The sequence below is a fragment of the Treponema sp. Marseille-Q3903 genome (genome assembly GCF_014334335.1).
GTDB lineage: Bacteria > Spirochaetota > Spirochaetia > Treponematales > Treponemataceae > Treponema_D.
In genome coordinates this window covers 342513-359576 of sequence record NZ_JACSEU010000001.1, presented here as the reverse complement: position 1 = coordinate 359576, position 17064 = coordinate 342513, and the positions used below count along the sequence as shown (strand labels likewise).

15 protein-coding genes are annotated in these 17064 nt (G+C 39.8%); 4 read left to right on the top strand and 11 right to left on the bottom strand.

Going from position 1 to position 17064, the window contains the following annotated elements; translation table 11 throughout:
* Window positions 1–96 precede the first annotated feature (96 nt).
* Window positions 97–1260 (top strand): THUMP domain-containing class I SAM-dependent RNA methyltransferase, encoded by a 1164-nt coding sequence (locus H9I37_RS01655; protein WP_187380756.1) that lies wholly within the window; start codon window positions 97–99, stop codon window positions 1258–1260.
* Window positions 1261–1854, top strand: a complete 594-nt coding sequence (locus H9I37_RS01650) for a TetR/AcrR family transcriptional regulator (protein ID WP_187380755.1) — start codon at window positions 1261–1263, stop codon at window positions 1852–1854. It begins immediately after the preceding gene.
* Between the two features lie 60 nt (window positions 1855–1914).
* Here H9I37_RS01650 and pheS read toward each other — a convergent pair whose 3' ends face one another.
* The 8 genes from pheS to H9I37_RS01610 all read right to left on the bottom strand — a co-directional run bounded on the left by pheS (window position 1915) and on the right by H9I37_RS01610 (window position 10089).
* On the bottom strand, window positions 1915–3471 hold the full coding sequence (gene pheS, locus H9I37_RS01645) for a phenylalanine--tRNA ligase subunit alpha (protein ID WP_187380754.1): 1557 nt from the start codon (window positions 3469–3471) through the stop codon (window positions 1915–1917).
* A 164-nt stretch (window positions 3472–3635) separates the two neighbouring features.
* Entirely contained in the window at window positions 3636–4049 is a 414-nt protein-coding gene (locus H9I37_RS01640) for a hypothetical protein (RefSeq protein WP_187380753.1), read from the bottom strand.
* 17 nt (window positions 4050–4066) lie between these two features.
* Window positions 4067–4807, bottom strand: coding sequence for a hypothetical protein (locus H9I37_RS01635; RefSeq protein WP_187380752.1), 741 nt, complete (start codon window positions 4805–4807; stop codon window positions 4067–4069).
* Between the two features lie 11 nt (window positions 4808–4818).
* Window positions 4819–5487 (bottom strand): rhomboid family intramembrane serine protease, encoded by a 669-nt coding sequence (locus H9I37_RS01630; protein WP_187380751.1) that lies wholly within the window; start codon window positions 5485–5487, stop codon window positions 4819–4821.
* Window positions 5465–6586 (bottom strand): diguanylate cyclase DgcA, encoded by a 1122-nt coding sequence (dgcA, locus tag H9I37_RS01625; protein WP_187380750.1) that lies wholly within the window; start codon window positions 6584–6586, stop codon window positions 5465–5467. Before dgcA ends, H9I37_RS01630 begins: the two co-directional genes overlap by 23 nt.
* Window positions 6579–8168: a DUF5312 family protein gene (locus H9I37_RS01620; protein ID WP_187380749.1), complete on the bottom strand. Its 1590-nt coding sequence runs from the start codon at window positions 8166–8168 to the stop codon at window positions 6579–6581. The genes dgcA and H9I37_RS01620 overlap by 8 nt, the downstream gene beginning before the upstream one ends.
* Window positions 8169–8304: 136 nt before the next feature.
* Entirely contained in the window at window positions 8305–9291 is a 987-nt protein-coding gene (gene dusB, locus H9I37_RS01615) for a tRNA dihydrouridine synthase DusB (RefSeq protein ID WP_187380748.1), read from the bottom strand.
* Between the two features lie 21 nt (window positions 9292–9312).
* The gene (locus tag H9I37_RS01610; RefSeq protein ID WP_187380747.1) at window positions 9313–10089 is read right to left on the bottom strand and encodes a TatD family hydrolase; all 777 of its coding nucleotides are present in this window, start codon (window positions 10087–10089) and stop codon (window positions 9313–9315) included.
* Window positions 10090–10369: 280 nt separating this feature from the next.
* Between H9I37_RS01610 and H9I37_RS01605 the strand changes: the two genes are divergently transcribed.
* Together H9I37_RS01605 and H9I37_RS01600 are read left to right on the top strand one after the other, a co-directional pair.
* Window positions 10370–10987 carry a flavin reductase gene (locus tag H9I37_RS01605; RefSeq protein ID WP_187380746.1) on the top strand — a complete coding sequence of 206 codons (618 nt, stop codon included), beginning with the start codon at window positions 10370–10372 and terminating at the stop codon, window positions 10985–10987.
* A gap of 233 nt (window positions 10988–11220) precedes the next feature.
* Complete coding sequence (locus tag H9I37_RS01600; RefSeq protein ID WP_187380745.1) at window positions 11221–13248, top strand: right-handed parallel beta-helix repeat-containing protein; 2028 nt, start codon at window positions 11221–11223, stop codon at window positions 13246–13248.
* A 121-nt stretch (window positions 13249–13369) separates the two neighbouring features.
* Here H9I37_RS01600 and deoC read toward each other — a convergent pair whose 3' ends face one another.
* The 3 genes from deoC to pyrF all read right to left on the bottom strand — a co-directional run bounded on the left by deoC (window position 13370) and on the right by pyrF (window position 16932).
* On the bottom strand, window positions 13370–14008 hold the full coding sequence (deoC, locus tag H9I37_RS01595; RefSeq protein ID WP_187380744.1) for a deoxyribose-phosphate aldolase: 639 nt from the start codon (window positions 14006–14008) through the stop codon (window positions 13370–13372).
* Between the two features lie 95 nt (window positions 14009–14103).
* Window positions 14104–15966: a dihydroorotate dehydrogenase gene (locus H9I37_RS01590; protein ID WP_187380743.1), complete on the bottom strand. Its 1863-nt coding sequence runs from the start codon at window positions 15964–15966 to the stop codon at window positions 14104–14106.
* Window positions 15967–16005: 39 nt separating this feature from the next.
* Window positions 16006–16932, bottom strand: coding sequence for an orotidine-5'-phosphate decarboxylase (gene pyrF / locus H9I37_RS01585; RefSeq protein WP_187380742.1), 927 nt, complete (start codon window positions 16930–16932; stop codon window positions 16006–16008).
* Window positions 16933–17064: the final 132 nt, after the last annotated feature.

The following is a 17064-nucleotide window of genomic DNA, read 5'->3' as shown; positions in this document are numbered from 1 at the left end:
TTCATGTATCGGGGCAACTCTCCGACAAAAACAAACAGCCCTTCGACGTTTTCCATGACAATTGAACATTTTTTGAGAAAATGTTAATTTAATGCGATGAATACTCTTGTAGCGTTATGTGCAATCGGTGCTGAAAAAATTCTTGGCAATGAAATTAAACATTTAGGATATAAACCGGCGGGGAATGCTCCCGGTCGTGTCGCTTTTTACGGTGATGACGACGCATTGTTCCGTTCAAACCTTTGCCTACGCACGGCAGATAGAGTTTACCTTCAACTTGCAAAATACGAAGCTTTTAATTTTGATGAATTATATGACGGAGCTTATTCTGTCAATTGGCAGGACTTTTTAAAAAAAGATTCCAGAATAATTGTAGACAAGATAAGAACATCGCGCAGTAAATTAAACTCGGAACATTCAATTCAAGGAATTATTCACAAAGCTATTTATTCAAAGCTCGGAGATGTTTGGCACATATCGAACCTTCCTGAGACAGGGGAAGAAAACAACGTCAGAGTTTATGTGGAAGATAACAATGTTTCTGTTCTGCTAGATTTGTCCGGGCTTCCGTTGCACAAGCGAGGATACCGCACTGACGGAGGCATCGCACCGCTCCGCGAGACTACGGCGGCAGTTCTCCTTCAAGAAATGATGTGGCGACGAAAAACTCCATTGCATGATCCGTTTTGCGGTTCCGGAACAATTGCGATTGAAGCAGCCCTTTACGCTTACAACGTTGCCCCGGGTTTTGGACGCCGATTCGCTCTCGAAAATCTTCCAATTTTCAATGCCGCACGCGCAGAGGAGATAAAGGCAAGAGAGGCTGGACAAATCCGCACAGATGTTGAAGTCCGTATCACAGGTTCGGATATCGATGACAAAGCAGTTTCCAGAGCAAAACAAAATGCTGAACACGCATGCGTCATGGCAGGCCGTGCATTAAAATCAATAGGGATAAACAGCCACATCCAGCGACCTGATTTTATCCAGTCTGATTTTTCGGACCTTTCTGCCCCGTATGAAAACGGACTGATTCTCTGCAATCCGCCTTATGGAGAAAGGCTCGGAGATGATGAAGAAGCTCGCTCTCTTTACAAAAAAATGAGAAGCCTCTGGACAGACTTTGAAAATTGGGATCTTGGAATAATCACATCTAACCCGAACTTCATGGAAACATTTGGACATAAGACCGGCAGCATAAAAAAAATCAAAGCAGGAAATCTCGATACATCTTTTTATATTTACAGGAGAGGTAAATAAATGGCCATCGTAGTTGAACACGACAAACGCAAACACGAAATTCTCCAAAAATCTCTCGATGTCTTTATAGATGAAGGTTACGAAGATGCAACTTTTCAAAAAATTGCAGACCGCTGCGGAATCACGCGAACAACTTTATACATTTATTTTAAAAACAAGCACGAAATTTTCTTAGGCAGCATCAAAGCGCTGCTTTCAGACCTCGAAATCAAACTGAAATCGATAATGAAAGATGAAACCCTTAGTGCAGAAGTGCTGTTGAGAAAAGTCCTAAGGTTGCTAGCAGCTTCTTGTGAAGAAAATAAAAAACTCTACAATGTCCTTTTAAATTACCTTATGCAGCTCAAAAAATCAGGGATAGACACAAACGAACGCGTTCGCAGACGGACGATTCGCCTGCGTCACCTCATGAGTACAATTTTGATAAAAGGCATTCAAAACAAAGAGTTTAAAGATTTGAATGTGAAAGATTTAAATGAAATCCTTTACGGACTTCTAGAAGCTGGGATGTTCAGAATTGCCGTACTCAACCAAAACAACATTTCCGAAATCGACAACGCACTCAACACTGTTGTCGACTCAATTAAAATGTGACAAAATCATATTCCGTTTTTTCGGCAATTTTCCGTTCGGGTGTTTTTCGAAACCTGATATCTAGAATTTTGCTTTTCTAAGCCTTACCTGCTCTATATCTTCGCAGAACAGCTGGCGCAAGTCGTTTAATCCAAGAGCCATAAGCGCCATGCGATCGATACCGATACCCCATGCCAAAACAGGGCAGTCGAGCCCCATAGCTTTTGTAACTTCAGGACGGAATATTCCAGAGCCGCCAAGCTCAAACCAACCTAGAACAGGATGTTTGATGTGAACTTCGATTGAAGGTTCTGTAAAAGGAAAATAGCCGGGTACGTATTTTACCTCTGTAGCACCTGCGATTTCTGTGGCAAACATCTTGAGCATACCGAGTAGATCTCGCAATGTAACATCGTTGCCGGCAATAATACCTTCTGTCTGATAAAAGTCCGAGAGGTGCGTTGCATCTACTTTGTCATAACGGAAACAACGAACAATACCAAAATATTTTCCAGGAACTTCCGCCTTATGAAGCTGATGCGCAGACAAAACAGTCCCCTGTGAGCGCAATATAAGACGGCGTGTAAATTCATTATCAAATGTGTAATTCCATCCACGGCTGCCAGTCTTGCCACCGTTTTCGTGAACGGCTTTTACGCTGCTCAAATACGGTTCTTCAATCATCTTAGCGTGTGTAGGATTTTTTAGTCGGTAAACGTCGTGAATATCGCGTGCTGCATGGAACTGAGGCATAAACAATGCGTCTCCGTTCCAGAACTCTGTTTCTACAAGCGGTCCATCAAATTCCTGAAATCCGAGAGAGCAGAGTTTATCTTTTACAGACTCAAGGAACTGTACATAAGGGTTTGTTCGTCCCTGAATGATGCGTGCAGGTGGAATTGCAATGTTATAACCTCGGAAAGTTCCGTTTTTCCATTCACCGGTTGCGAGCATTTTTGGTGTAATTTCACCGATTTCGTTCCCTGTAACTCCGGCTTTTTTAAGTTCATCGCGAATTTTCTCAAACTCTGAGCTCAATCTATAGAACACAGTCTCGCGCTCAATAATTTTAAAAGGAGAATCAGCTGCACCTCGTTTTTTTGCAAGACCATTCATCGCTTCTAATTCAGCAGCAGAAAGGTCATCTTTGTTCAGTTGACCGTTTTCTTCAGCCATCGCTTTTTTTATCAAAGCAGAAGTGATAGTTATTCGAGCCGGAAGAGCAGAACCTGTATATTCAACTTTCTTTTCAGCATTCATTTTTAGAACGCCCTCTTTAACCAAAGGCCCAAATGCAGAACCGACATCTTTTTGTTCAAGCCCGATTCCTGTAGCAATTTCCGGCATCAGATGCGCCCCGTTGTCTTTCAGAAAATTTACCATTCGCTCTTCAACAGTCCCGGTTTTTGCGATTGAACGACCATAATCTGTAATTTCAAAATATGTGTGAGGCGTGCGCCTAATTTCTTTTAGAAGAGATTTCCCTGAAAGCCAAGAAAATGCCTGATTAGCATGACCTTCTTTGTAAGACAAATCTTTCTGCAATTTTTCTGACGTAAGTTCATCTTTTTCCGAATACTTCAATAAAACTTTGATTTCGAGCGGATGAAGATTTTTAATTGTGTTTTTGATATCCATTTTTAATATCCTTATAAATCAGACCACGCGATGATTTTATAAAAAGGCATGACCCAACATTTTTATTGGTTTTAATAAAATTATAAACCAATAATAAAAAAACCGGCTTCTCTAAAGAAATACCGGTCTTTATTGTACTAAATTTTTTACAAATACTAAATAGTTTAGCGTGTAAATTTTACTTTCGAAGAATAAACAGCTTTTCTCTGTCCTCTATCATCTTTATAAAATTTTACAGTGTCATCTTTTATATAGTGATATGAATAATATTTGCGTTCTTTCTGGAAATCCTGAAGAACTGCAATCACAGTGTTCATAGCTTCACCGCGATCATAAGTTACGTAAAGCGTCTCATAATAAATACGAGCTTGATCGTACATCGGTTCATATTCAATTTTTACAGTCGCATTCTTATCTGTTACATGTTGATTTTCAGGTATAATTGTCTCTGTTGTTGTCTTAGTTTTATCGTATTTTTCTACGGCATCGACATTATCTAGTGTATTTTCAACAGGAGCTGCAAACATTCCTGCACAAAACAGCGTCAAGCAAGTTACAAAAGTTATAAGCTTCTTCATATATACAACCTCTCTATTTAGTAAACATTATACTGTGTTATTTTACCCGATTCAAGAAAAAAATCAAGGTTAATTACATAACGCCCTGAATCAACTCCGATTGTTGGGATATTTCGCACAAGGACAGAGCCTGTGATTTGTTTTGGTTTATTTTTTATCAGATTTCTATAATAGGAACGGATTGCAGTTCTTAGAGCATCTTGGGCGGCTTCACGAAGACCTTCAAACCCCTTTGAAACAGCTCCATAGCCTCGTCCCGAAATTATAGGGTTTTGAATTGAACTCCACAGATTGTAATTCTGAATTTGAGCGTCAGTCCTTGTGTATTCGCACCAGCAGTTGAAACGGTTATTCTCTATCCAAGGTGACGAATAATTTATATTTCGCCTGACTAAATCAGATGATGAAATCTCTTCTACTTCAAGATATTCTTCGACTTTTCGTATATTGTCTTTGGGAGTATAAACAAAACTCCAGCCGTAAACCATTCCGTTTATAATAAAAGGGGCAGTCTCTTTCATTCGCTCAATCGGATATTTATATTGAGCAATCAAAGAATTTGCATCAGTGTCTCTGTCAATTTTTTTTTGATTTTCTGCCGAAACTTCGGGATACGCATCGAGGTCTGCCCAAAGTGGAATCCTCACATTTTCTATTACCGATGGAGTTTGCGCTGCAAGAAAATGTATGCAATATGCCGTAAAAAGCGAGCAAATGAAAAACGATTTTGCTGTCTTTTTAGAAAAAGTTTTCATCATCTACAATATCGTCATCTGCTGTAAGTTTTTTTCCAAATCTTTACAGGATGAATCCCCATTCTGATTACAAAGTAAAGCCACGCTGCAAGAAACCCAAACAAGTGAGTCATGTGCGCAACGTTTCCGCCGGTTCCCATAAGTTGACTGACAATCTCGATAATTGCATATATAAAAACAAGAACAGGAGACGGAACAGGAATAATTCCCCAAATCATGATTATTGAACGTGGGAAAAACACCGCATACGCAAATAATACTGCATAAATCGCCCCGCTTGCACCGAGCAAAAAAGTTCTATAATTTCCAGTAAATTTGTAAAGCAGAAAAGAAAAAAATCCGCTGAGAATGCCACATACAAAATAAAAGAGTTTAAACTCCGTTGAACCGATTGCACGTTCAATCTGCAATCCAAAAACAAGAAGTCCAAGCATGTTAAAAAAAACGTGTGAAATATTTTGGTGGACAAACATGTAAGTCAAAAACTGCCAGTACATGCGCTCGCGTTCAACAAGAACAACATTCATTGCCCCGTAATAATGAACATACTGATAGACTTTTGGAAAAAGATAGCACGCCCCGTATACAATAAAATTCAAAAATATTAAAAACAAAGTTGAATGCGTGTACCTATATTTAAAAGGACGGCGTAAAATAAACTTATTTTTTTTTCTTTGGCTCAAAATATGTCACCTTGTTTCTTCCTTCATTTTTTGATATGTACAGCGCTTGATCCGCCTGATTTACAAATTCATTTGGCGAATTAACAAGATTTTTTTCGGCGTCAAAAACAGAAACTCCGCAAGAAATTGTCACATGAAGATGTTGATTGTTATAAAGAAAATCATGCTTTTCGATTGCCGAACGGATTCTTTCAGAAACAATCATAGCTTCTTTTTTCCCGGTATCATACAAAAGTACTGTAAATTCCTCTCCACCGTAACGGCTTGCAATATCTGCTTCACGGAGACTATTTTTGATGATTTCTGCAACGTCTATCAAAACCATGTCTCCACATTCATGCCCATACGTATCGTTAAAATTTTTAAAAAAATCAATATCGAACATCAGGACAGCTATATTCTGATTGTTTAAAAACGCAGAATCTATCGCTTGAGTCAGCAAGTTAAAGAAATAATATTTCAATTTAAGATGTGTCATCATATCTGTCGATGACATTTCAATTAGGACCGCATTGTTGATTGCAACGGCAGCGAGGGCAGCAATACCCATAATCTGCTGTTGTTCATATTCCGTATAAACTTGATTTTCTTCAAATGTGAGCCGTTCCTGAAGTATTAGAATTCCATTCAAATGTTTTTTTTGGATAAGCGGAACTATCAACGTCGGATTTAATTTTTTTATTTCTTCAAGATACTGGCAGTCTCCCACTTCACATTCCAACTCATCAGGAGTTACAGGTTTTTTAAGTTCAAGCAAAGTTGTTGTGATTGGCGATTTTACAGGAATTGTAATTTTATGGTCATCAGAAAATATTTTTCCGGTTTCAAGTATAAAACTTTCATTTGTTATAAGGTCTCGGACAAAAATTTCTGCACCAAGTACGTGCATCTGCGCCATACAAATATAAACAATAGATTCAAGAAGATTGCTGAAATCAAGATTTTGACAAAACGACCGCGCAATATCAAGCAATTGCTCAAGGTCGTAAATTCTTTTTTCATATTGAATGTGGTTTTCAAATTCGCCGTGAGATGGAATCTCAACTTTATGAAAGTTTGTGTTCTGTTGCTCAGTCTTTTTAGCTCTGCTTTTACTCATGAGAAAGTTCCCCATTTGTAATAATAACATAGTTTTTCATAATTTCAAAAAAAATATTCCAACTTGGGTATTTTTGCTCTAAGAAATTTGTCTTATCCCTGTTGCGAGAAGACATCATCAGCGCTTTTAAGTTAGAAATAATTTCACACGAAGTTTTTTTAGAATCTTCAAGAAGTTCCCCAACCTGCCGGTAAAGAGAAAGAAGATTTGTAACTTGTTGCTGGAGAACTTTGTGAGCGTCATCGTTGATTTCTTGAACCATTTTTTCAAGGCGTTTAAAAAAATCTTTATCTTTTTTGCTGTCGTGAATATAGCTTTCCAATACAGAGATGCTATTTTTTTGCCCTTGTACAAACGTCTCTTCAAAAGCGGCGATCGATTTATCTGCATTTATAGCTGAATACACAATTGAAGAAAAAGTCGTTTTATAAGCGGGGTTATTGAAAAACCCTTCTATCACAAGGTCGTCGAGAAGAGATTTTGTCTGATCTGTAACATAGACTTTCAAAAAAGTTTTTAATATTCTCAGCGGCAAAATCCATTTGAACGACATTGAAACTTCTGTCTGAAGCAATGAATTCATAACTTGATTATAAGAGCCGACCTCTTCTAGAGATCTTTCAGGAAAGAGGGCATGTACTTCTTCCGAAATTGTCTCATCTTGAATCTCTGACTTAATTCGCTGTTCATCTGCCGAAAAGCGCGATTGAAGCATGTTTGCAAAGTCCTGACGAGGAGAGCCTGAATATTTTGCAACTTGAGGTTCGTAAGTGCCGTCTTGTTTACAATATCTGATTAAAAGTTTAAGTTTTTCGGGAGAAAGCAATTTATTTAGCACATAATTAATTTTTTTGATATTTTCTACATAATTTTTTTGTTCCGATTCCGTTAAATCGCTTCCTTTTTTGAGCCTTGCAAGAGCAAGTACTGCATCTGCTGTAGAAGTTGTAATTTTTAATCCGCTTGTTTGGTAATATAAATCTTCAAGAAGATTGAGAGCTTTTGTGGCGGGAAGCTCCTTGTAAGAAGGTTTATAGAGCATATCGCCAGATAGAAAGTTTGAATCGAATGACTGCAAAAAAGGAGTATAATTGTAATGGCAGAATTCTACAAATTGACGAAGATTTAATATATCGCTGTCCATTTTTTTGAACGGTTCTGTATTTAGTTCTTTTAAGACAGTTTCAAGTTGCTTTCTCTGATGTATGTAAACGCGGTCGGGATTCTGTTCTTCTTCAAGGACTTCTTGTTTGCGCCTTTCAAATGAAAGCGATTCTATTATTTCTTGATCATCAATCGAATATCCAGTCATAATCAGCTGAGCTTCAAAACGATGCTGGCGCGGCAAGTTGTTCAAACTGATTGTCTGTGAAAAAAGATTGTCGAGATTACGCGTGTTTTTATAAAGAGCAAAAAGAGCTTCTCCAAAATTTGGTAAAAGCATACCATTACGACAGATAGCAGGTTGAATTTCTCTAATTTCATTTTCTAATTTCTTTATCTGCTGTTTTTTCTGAACTTCGGGAGAGGATCTTCTAAATATAGAATTAAAAATTTCTGATATTGTCTTAATAAAATTCATCGCAATAATTTGAGTTATTCTAACAGAAAAATGCTATTTTGACAAACTGCGCATTGCACCACGTTAAATCTAATCGAAGAAACGGCAAAATGCTGCTGCATGGAAAGGCATCAGTGTCCGGCTGAAGAAAGTCTCATCAGTGTAAAAAGTCTGCGAAAATGTCTGCATAATCCTGAACAGTTGCAGCGTGAACAATTTTTGCCCGCAGCAAAGCTCCGTTTTGAATTCCTTTAGAATATGCAGAAAAACGTTTCCTCATTTCCATGCAAGCATGCTTTTCGTTTGTCTCTGCTACAAGTCGCTCGAGCTCTATAAATCCTGTTTTCACGCGGACATCAGGCGGAACAGGCTGATAAGCCCCATCAGTCAAAAGCGATGTCGCATCTTTAAATATAAAAGGATTTCCCATCGCTCCACGCGCAAACATTACTCCGCTGACTCCCGTCTGTAAAAGCATATCTCTGGCATCTTCAGGTTTGAAAAGGTCACCTGAACCGAAAACAGGAACTCGATTGTTGACCATTTTGACAAGTTCTTTCATAACGCTCCAATCGGAATGACCTTCATACCCTTGTGCACGCGTTCTAGGATGAATTGTTATCGCACTAACGCCGGCATCCAACGCTGCTTGAGCCGCTTCTCTCCATGTAATCTGTTTTTGTTCCCACCCTGAACGGATTTTTACAGTTACAGGGGTTGACTCCACAGCTTCTACAACCGCTTTTGCAATTTTGAATAGCATTTCGGGCTCACGAGTTAAAGCAGAACCTGCTCCTGTTTTAATAATTTTAGGGACAGGACAGCCACAATTGATATCGATCACTTCGCAGTGTGTTTTTTCAACAACAATTTTTGCCGCTTGTGCCATGATTTCCGGCTCTCCACCAAAAATCTGAACGGCATACGCTTTTTCGTTGCAGGCACGTTTCATCAAAGTTTCTGTCTTAAGATTTTTTCGTACAAGAGCTTCGGCACTCACCATTTCTGTGTAAGTAAAGCAAGCTCCATTTTCTATGCAGACAGAACGAAACGCCGCATCACTATAACCTGCGACCGGCGCCAAAAAGAGATTTCCTTTTAATTCAACATTTCCAATTTTTACAGGGTGATACAAGCTTTCCATTTTGGAAACAATTTTATCAAGTTATTCAGGCAGATTAAACGCTTTGCAGCTGTTTTTCCACAACTGCTCACTCAGAACTTCAAGATCCATGTCAAGCATTTCTGCAAGGAATTTTGCAGTCGAAGGAAGATATGCAGGCATCGTTCTTTTTCGGTCACGGAATTCTGCAGGAATCATAAACGGGCTTTCTGTTTCAATCAAAATACGGTCAACAGGAATGTTCAACACAGTTTCATGAAGATTGCGCGCATTGCGATAAGTGAGATTGCCGGCAAAGCTAAACCAGATGTTTTTTTCGAGACATTTTTTTGCAAATGCCGCATCTTCTGAATAACAATGAAGAATTGCACCAGCATCGGGGATTCTTTCTGTTAAAATATCATAGAGGTCGCGCCCTGCATCACGGTTGTGAATTATTACAGGGACTTTGTGAGCTTGAGCTATCTCTAACTGAGTGATGAACAATTCAATCTGTGAACGCTTGTCTCCAAATTGTTTAAAATAATCTAATCCGGTTTCTCCTACTGCGACAACATTCGGCAACTCAAGACTTTTTTCGATTGTATTGATCCAGTCTGCTCCAGGGTTTGTAACTTCTGACGGAGCAACTCCAACGGCGTGATAAATTCCAGAAATTGACTTTAAATTTGGATAAACTCTGTTAAAATCATAGAGACTGTTATTGATGCTTACGATGCGAGTAACTCCAGCCTGTTTTGCTTGCTGAATCACGCGTAATTGTTCAATAGGGTCATCATATATAAGCCCGATGTGAGCGTGAGTATCAAAAAATTTCATGGCATTACTTCCTACAGATGGGTAGATTCTTTCTTAATAAATATTATTTAAAATATTCCTAATAAATTATGTTAAATATAACACAGGTTTTATTTAAGGTCAAATTTTATGGCAATACGATTTGGGGCAAGAACCGGAAGAACCGCCAGCAAGCTATAAAATATTGTTTGAATTCGATCAAATTCTAAAATATAATTAAGGTTGAAGATTTGCTTTTGTAAATTTTTAAAATCAAGTGTTTGAGAATTTGTCTTCTACGACATTTTCAGGAGTTACTTTTATGGAAGAAAAAGCTTTTTTTAATTTATCTTATGGAGTTTTTGTTCTCGGTGCTAATTTAGATGGAAAAATCAACGCATGCATTACGAACACTTGTATGCAAGTTGCAAATGACCCAACTCGTATTGCAATTGCTGCAATCAATACAAACCTGACTTGCGAAATGATAAAAAAGTCCGGGACATTCTCTCTTTCTGTTCTGGATAAAGATACAACCTTTGATACAATCAAACATTTCGGATACCAAAGCGGTCGCAACGTAGATAAATTTGCAGATTTTGCATACGAACTCGACGCCAACAAAAATCCTTACATCAAAAAGCAGATTTGTTCTTTGTTGACTTGCAAAATTATCAGCTCTACTGACCTTGGAACTCATTCTCTTTTTATCGCAGAAGTTCAAGATGCAAAAGTGATGAGCGATAAAGCTCCTATCACATACGCAGATTACCAAAAAGATATTAAGCCGAAAACAAAAGTACAAACCGACAAAAAGATTATCGGCTGGAGATGCAAAATCTGCGGGTACGAACTAAATGAATCGAATCTTCCTTCTGATTTTGTTTGCCCAATCTGTGGGCACCCGGCAGATGATTTTGAACCGATTTACGCTGATTAAGATAATGCAAAAAACTCGAACAATTGCGGCGAAGCAAAACTAAAAGCTGTAAAAAATCAATATAAAGTTTCTCTACATGACAAAACCTCTCACAACGTCAAATAAGCTTTCGACTATGAATCGGCTGTGAAAACGACATAAATGAAATTCTACAATATTAGAATACTTTTTTTATACTTTTTAAACAAATTAACTATATAATTATGTCAAATATCATATTTACAGGAGATCCCATGGAATACTATGTTAATTCCTCTGCAAGAAAAGGCGGAGATGGCTCTAAAGAAAAACCGTTTAATAAAATTCAATATGCGGCAGATGTCGCAGCGGCAGGAGACGAAATTATCGTTGCTCCCGGGACATATCGCGAAGCGGTGAATCCAAAAAATCCGGGGACTCCAGATAAGCCTGTTGTTTTCCGCTCGGAAAAAATGCTTGGGGCTCACATCACAGGTGCCGAAATTCTCTCTGGTTGGACTAAACTCGAAGGAAATGTTTGGACAGCTCGTGTTCCGAATTCGATTTTCGGTGATTTTAATCCGTACACAAAATTGGTAAGCGGCGACTGGTTCATTGCCTACATGACTGCACATCTTGGAGATGTTTACCTTAATGAAAAATCGATGTATGAAGTTCAAACACTTGAAGAAGTAAAAAAAGCTGAAATTTTTATTCCTTCGTGGGATCAGGAATTTTCCGTTTATAAATGGATGTGCGAACAGGATGAAGAAAAAGACGAAACTGTTTTTTATGCAAACTTTCAGGGCAAAGATCCAAACAAAGAAAATGTAGAAATTTCAGTGCGCAAAAGCTGTTTTTATCCCGAAGCGGAACGAATCGGGTACATCACTCTTTCCGGATTTAAAATTTCACAGGCAGCGAGCCAGTGGGCGCCTCCGACAGCTTATCAGGAAGGAATGGTTGGTCCACACTGGTCTAAAGGCTGGATAATTGAAGATTGTGAAATCTATGAAGCAAAATGTTCGGGAATATCCCTCGGCAAATACCGACAAGCAAACAACGACAACAAGTGGCTCAAAACAAAATACAAAGACGGAACTCAGACTGAACGCGATTGTATCTGTCAGGCTCAGCTAGAAGGATGGTCTAAAGACAATGTAGGCTCGCACACAATCCGTCGCTGCAATATCCATAATTGTGGACAGACAGGAATTGTTGGGCATCTTGGAGGGGTATTCTCTGTAATCGAAGACAATCACATTCATCACATCAATAACAAACAGAACCTTGCGGGGGCAGAGATCGGCGGCATTAAAATGCATGCGGCAATCGACTGCATCTATCGCCGGAACCATATTCACCACTGTACTCGCGGAATTTGGCTCGACTGGCAGGCACAAGGAACACGTGTAACTCAAAATTTGTTCCACGACAACGCCCTTCCAAAAGAATACAATCAAAATAAAGAGAGCATGGGAGGCTGCGCTGAAGACTTATTCATAGAAGTTTCTCACGGTCCGACTTTGCTCGACAACAACATTTTCCTTTCTGACAGGGCTGTTAAACTTGCTACACAAGGCGTTGCAATGATTCACAATATCATCGCGGGAGGTTTTGTTTCCGTTGGAATCGGTACTGATAACGGGGCTCCCGGACGTATTTCTCCGCGCTATACTCCATACCACATGAATCACAGGACAGAGATTGCAGGATTTATGACGATTCTTCACGGTGATAATAAATTTTACAACAACATTTTCATCCAGCAGCCTATGAGACCGGTACTAAAAGCAGCAATGGAGCAATTTAAAAAAGAGCCGAATTGCTGGGACGATGGAAATATTGAAGTCGGTACATTCAAATTTGAAAAATATCCTTCTTTTGAAGAGTGGGATAAAATGTTTGAAGGCTACTGCGGAATGGGCTCAGTGGCTACAGACCGTTATTATTCGGAACTCCCTGTTTGGGCTGGAGGAAACATCTACTTCAACGGGGCAAAACCGATGTCTAAAGAAAAAGACGCTTATGTCGACACAAAGAACAATGTAGAAATCAGTTATGAGGAAAAAGACGGAAAGATAACTCTTAAAACAAATCTATATGAGTTCCTTCCAAAGACAAAATGCAAATTGATGCATACGGCAGATATTCCTCCGGCTTTTGAACCTGAAGAAAACTATGAAAATCCTGATGGAACACCTATCACTTTTGATACTGATTTCTTAGGTCAAAAACGCGACGAAAACCCAATCGCAGGACCTTTTGCCGATGAAAAAGAACTTAAAACCCGGCTGTTTTAGTTTTAACGCTTTGTTTTTCTAAAGATTGATGCAGATAGCGCTGACTTGCCTTGTGGTTTGTATTAAATTTTTATTTTGTATAAACTCTCGTGCCATCAGCGCTATCTGTGTGAATGGCATTTTAAACAAGTTTACAGCCGGAACTCGTTCCTATTCTTTCCGCTCCTGCTTCAATCATTGCCTTAAAATCTTCGGGACTTCTGACACCGCCTGACGCTTTTACTTTTACAGAAGACCCTTTCACTGCTTCTTTCATGAGTTTTACATCTGATACTGTTGCCCCACCTGTTGAAAAACCTGTGCTTGTCTTTACAAAATCCGCACCGGCAGCAATAACATCTTTACATGCCCTGATTTTTTCGTCATCTGTAAGAAGGCAAGTTTCAATGATGACTTTAAGCGTCTTGTTTCCTGCTGCTGCCTTTAACTGACGTATCTCGTCTGTCACATATTCATCATTTCCGTCTTTAAGCTGCCCGATATTTATAACCATGTCAACTTCATCAGCTCCATTGGCGATTGCGTCTTTTACTTCAAAAACTTTTACAGCTGTCGAATTAGCCCCGAGAGGAAACCCAACAACACAAGCTGCCAAAACATCGCTGCCTTTTATCTGCTCTTTTACAAAAGGAATCCAGCAAGGATTTACCATAACCGATGCAAAATCATGCTCAACAGCTTCTTTACAGATGCGTTCAATGTCTGCCTTTTGTGCTTCAGGCTTAAGAATTGTGTGATCAATATACTTTGATGTTTTCATATTTAAACTCCTGTAAAAAAATATGGGTCTGAAGTCTCAGACCCATTTTATTGTATCTATTTTAATATATCACGGTTTTTGATTTTTTTCCACTTTTATACATTTTTCTGGATAAGCCCTCGCATCTCTTCAATATTGCGATATCCTTTTCGTTTCATAAATGCGCTGATGCCGTCTATAATTTCAATCATCGCTTTAGGATTTGCGAAGGTCGCTGTTCCAACTTGAATCGCGGACGCCCCTGCCATGATGAACTCAACTGCATCTCGCCATGTTCCGATGCCGCCTATCGCAATCACAGGCACTCGTTTTTCCTTTTGCAAAGCGTTGATTGCTTCAACGAGTTCGTAGACTAGGCGAACGGCGATTGGTCGAACGGCAGGTCCGCCGACGCCGGCTTTAAGATTGTTGAAAACGGGAACTCCTCTCTCGACATCGATTGCGATTCCCTGAAACGAATTGCACAAACTTATTCCCTCCGCTCCCGCTTCTATGCAAGCTAGGGCAACTTTATTCAGTTCCGGCGACTGAGGGGTGAGTTTTACGACAAGAGGCTTTTTTGTAACAGCACGGACAGCTTTTACAACTTGCCCCGCAGCCGTGCAGCTCATTCCCCAAGAAGCTCCGCCGGCACTCACGTTTGGGCAAGAGATGTTTAGTTCTATCATCGGAATTTCAGTCTTATCTAACAGATTTGCACCTTCAACATATGTTTCCAAAGTGCTTCCGCTTAAGTTTGCAATCGCAACAGGTTTTAGAGCGAGCATCTGCGGCAATTCGTGTTCAATAAAGTGCGGAATTCCCGGATTCTGAAGTCCAATCGAGTTCATAAGACCCGATGGAATTTCATGAAGGCGAATTCCATTATTTCCCTGACGCGGTTCCAATGTCAACCCTTTGCTTGAAATACCGCCTAGCCTGTTTACATCAAACACAGTTTTATATTCATCGCCAAATCCAAACGTCCCGGAGCATCCTATCACAGGGTTTTGAAAGTGGACTCCGGCGATATTTACAGAAATATCAGGTTCTGTTTTTAAAGGCTCGCGGGGCGGCTGAGCTTTTATACCTGCAACCTCTATAGGCGGGAGCGGAATTTGAAGAATATCGCCGTCAAATACAGGTCCTTCTTTACAGCAACGTTTTTTTCCTTCTGTAGTGTCGATTACACAGCCGAGACATGCTCCGACCCCACACGCCATTCGCGATTCCATGCTCAACCAGCACTTTACCCCGACTGTTTTGCATATCTTTTGAACGTATGCGAGCATTGGGGTCGGACCACACGCATAAACTGCCTCGTATTTTCCTTCTCTCAAAACAAGTTCTGTGAGAGCCGCAGGAAGCATTCCTTTGATTCCTACAGAACCGTCATCTGTTGTGATCACGAGTTTATCGGCTTTAAGATTTTCAAGAGCGTATGAACCGCTTTTAAAAGACGCATAAAAATCGTAAGAGTTTTCGGGCAATGTTGAAGCAAATCCTGCGACAGGGGCAACTCCAATCCCGCCTCCAATGATAAGAACTTTTGAACATGAAAATTTTAAACTTTTGGAACAATTGACAGAAGTCGGCAACGGAAAACGATTTCCACAAGGTCCGAGCAAATTGATTTTGTCGCCGCTGCGGAGCTCGCATAATTCAGCAGTCCCTGTTCCTTTTAAGAGAATGAGAAAAGATAATTCAACAGAGCCGTCGTCCATCTTTTTAGAAAGAAATACACTGATAGGTCGCCCGAGCAAGACATTTGAATGAACGGCGTGGAGCATGTAAAATTGACCTGCAACAGGTTCTGCAGCGGAGGTCTCCAACTGCGGCGGATTTTCACGACTGATACCGATTGAAATTTTTAGTTCAAAAACACTGCCTGCAGGGACTGCTCCTTTTACGCGCGAACAGCAGATAACTTCTCCAACAGAATATACAGGATACGGAACCCCTTCACAATCTTTTACCATGAAATACCTCTTCTATAAGTTAGATAACCGGCTCGTCCGTTACACAATCGCTTTTGCTTTCAGTAAATCATTTTTGCTGAACAACGCATTTGCGGCAGCTGAATCGGCAATATCTTTCATAGTAAGCGTTCCGTTTTTGCGCGCTGTCGCAATTTTTTCATCATTTTTCCATGCACACAAAATTCCTCGACTTGAATTCACAGTACCACCGGCTTTGTCCAGCAATGTCGCAGCTATTTTTGCAGCGCCCCCTTGCGCCCCGTAACCGGGAATCAAAAAGAAAGTATCTTTGTACTTATCCCGAAGCGCTCTGGCATCTTTTTCCTGAGTTGCACCGACAACAGCTCCAAATACCCCACAAGTTTGCTCTGCATAAAACTGTTTGTATTCATCACCGATTCGAGCAATTTCGTCTCCTATGCGTTCCAAAAGCAATCCGCCTCCCGCAAGCTCCTGATGTTCAATATCTGTCATTCCGGGGTTCGATGTGCAGAGCAAAACAAAGGCACCTTTCCCGCCCATTTCCGGTAAAGAATATTTACAGAACGGAACCAAAGTGTCAAAACCCATGTAAGGATTTATTGTTATAATGTCTGTTTCAAAATCGCCTGAGAAGTGCGCTTTTGCATACGCGTCCGACGTTGCGCCGATATCTCCGCGCTTTATATCTGAAATTGCAATGAGACCGCTCTTTCTGATCAGTTTCAAAGTCTCAGAGAAAACTTTCATTCCTTCAATGCCCATCGCTTCGTAATACGCAATTTGAACTTTAAAACAGCAGGCAGAGCCGGCATCAGAAATCCTGTCGATAATCTCTTTGTTGTAATCGAGAACAGCCAAAGCCGGCGCTTCATATTGCTTCAAAATATTTTCGGGAATATAAGAAGGGTCTGTGTCCAAACCAACGCACAAAGGTCCGTTTTTAAAAGAAAGCTCCTGCAAAATTTGCATATTGTGTTTATTCATAAGTTTGATTTTACATAAATAATTTGTGTTTGTCATTCGTCTGATGTTTTCTTTGCTTACGATAGACCTTTGCAGCAAACTTTCAGAAACATTGCAGGCATTTTATCTGTCTGTGAAATTATGTTAAAATAT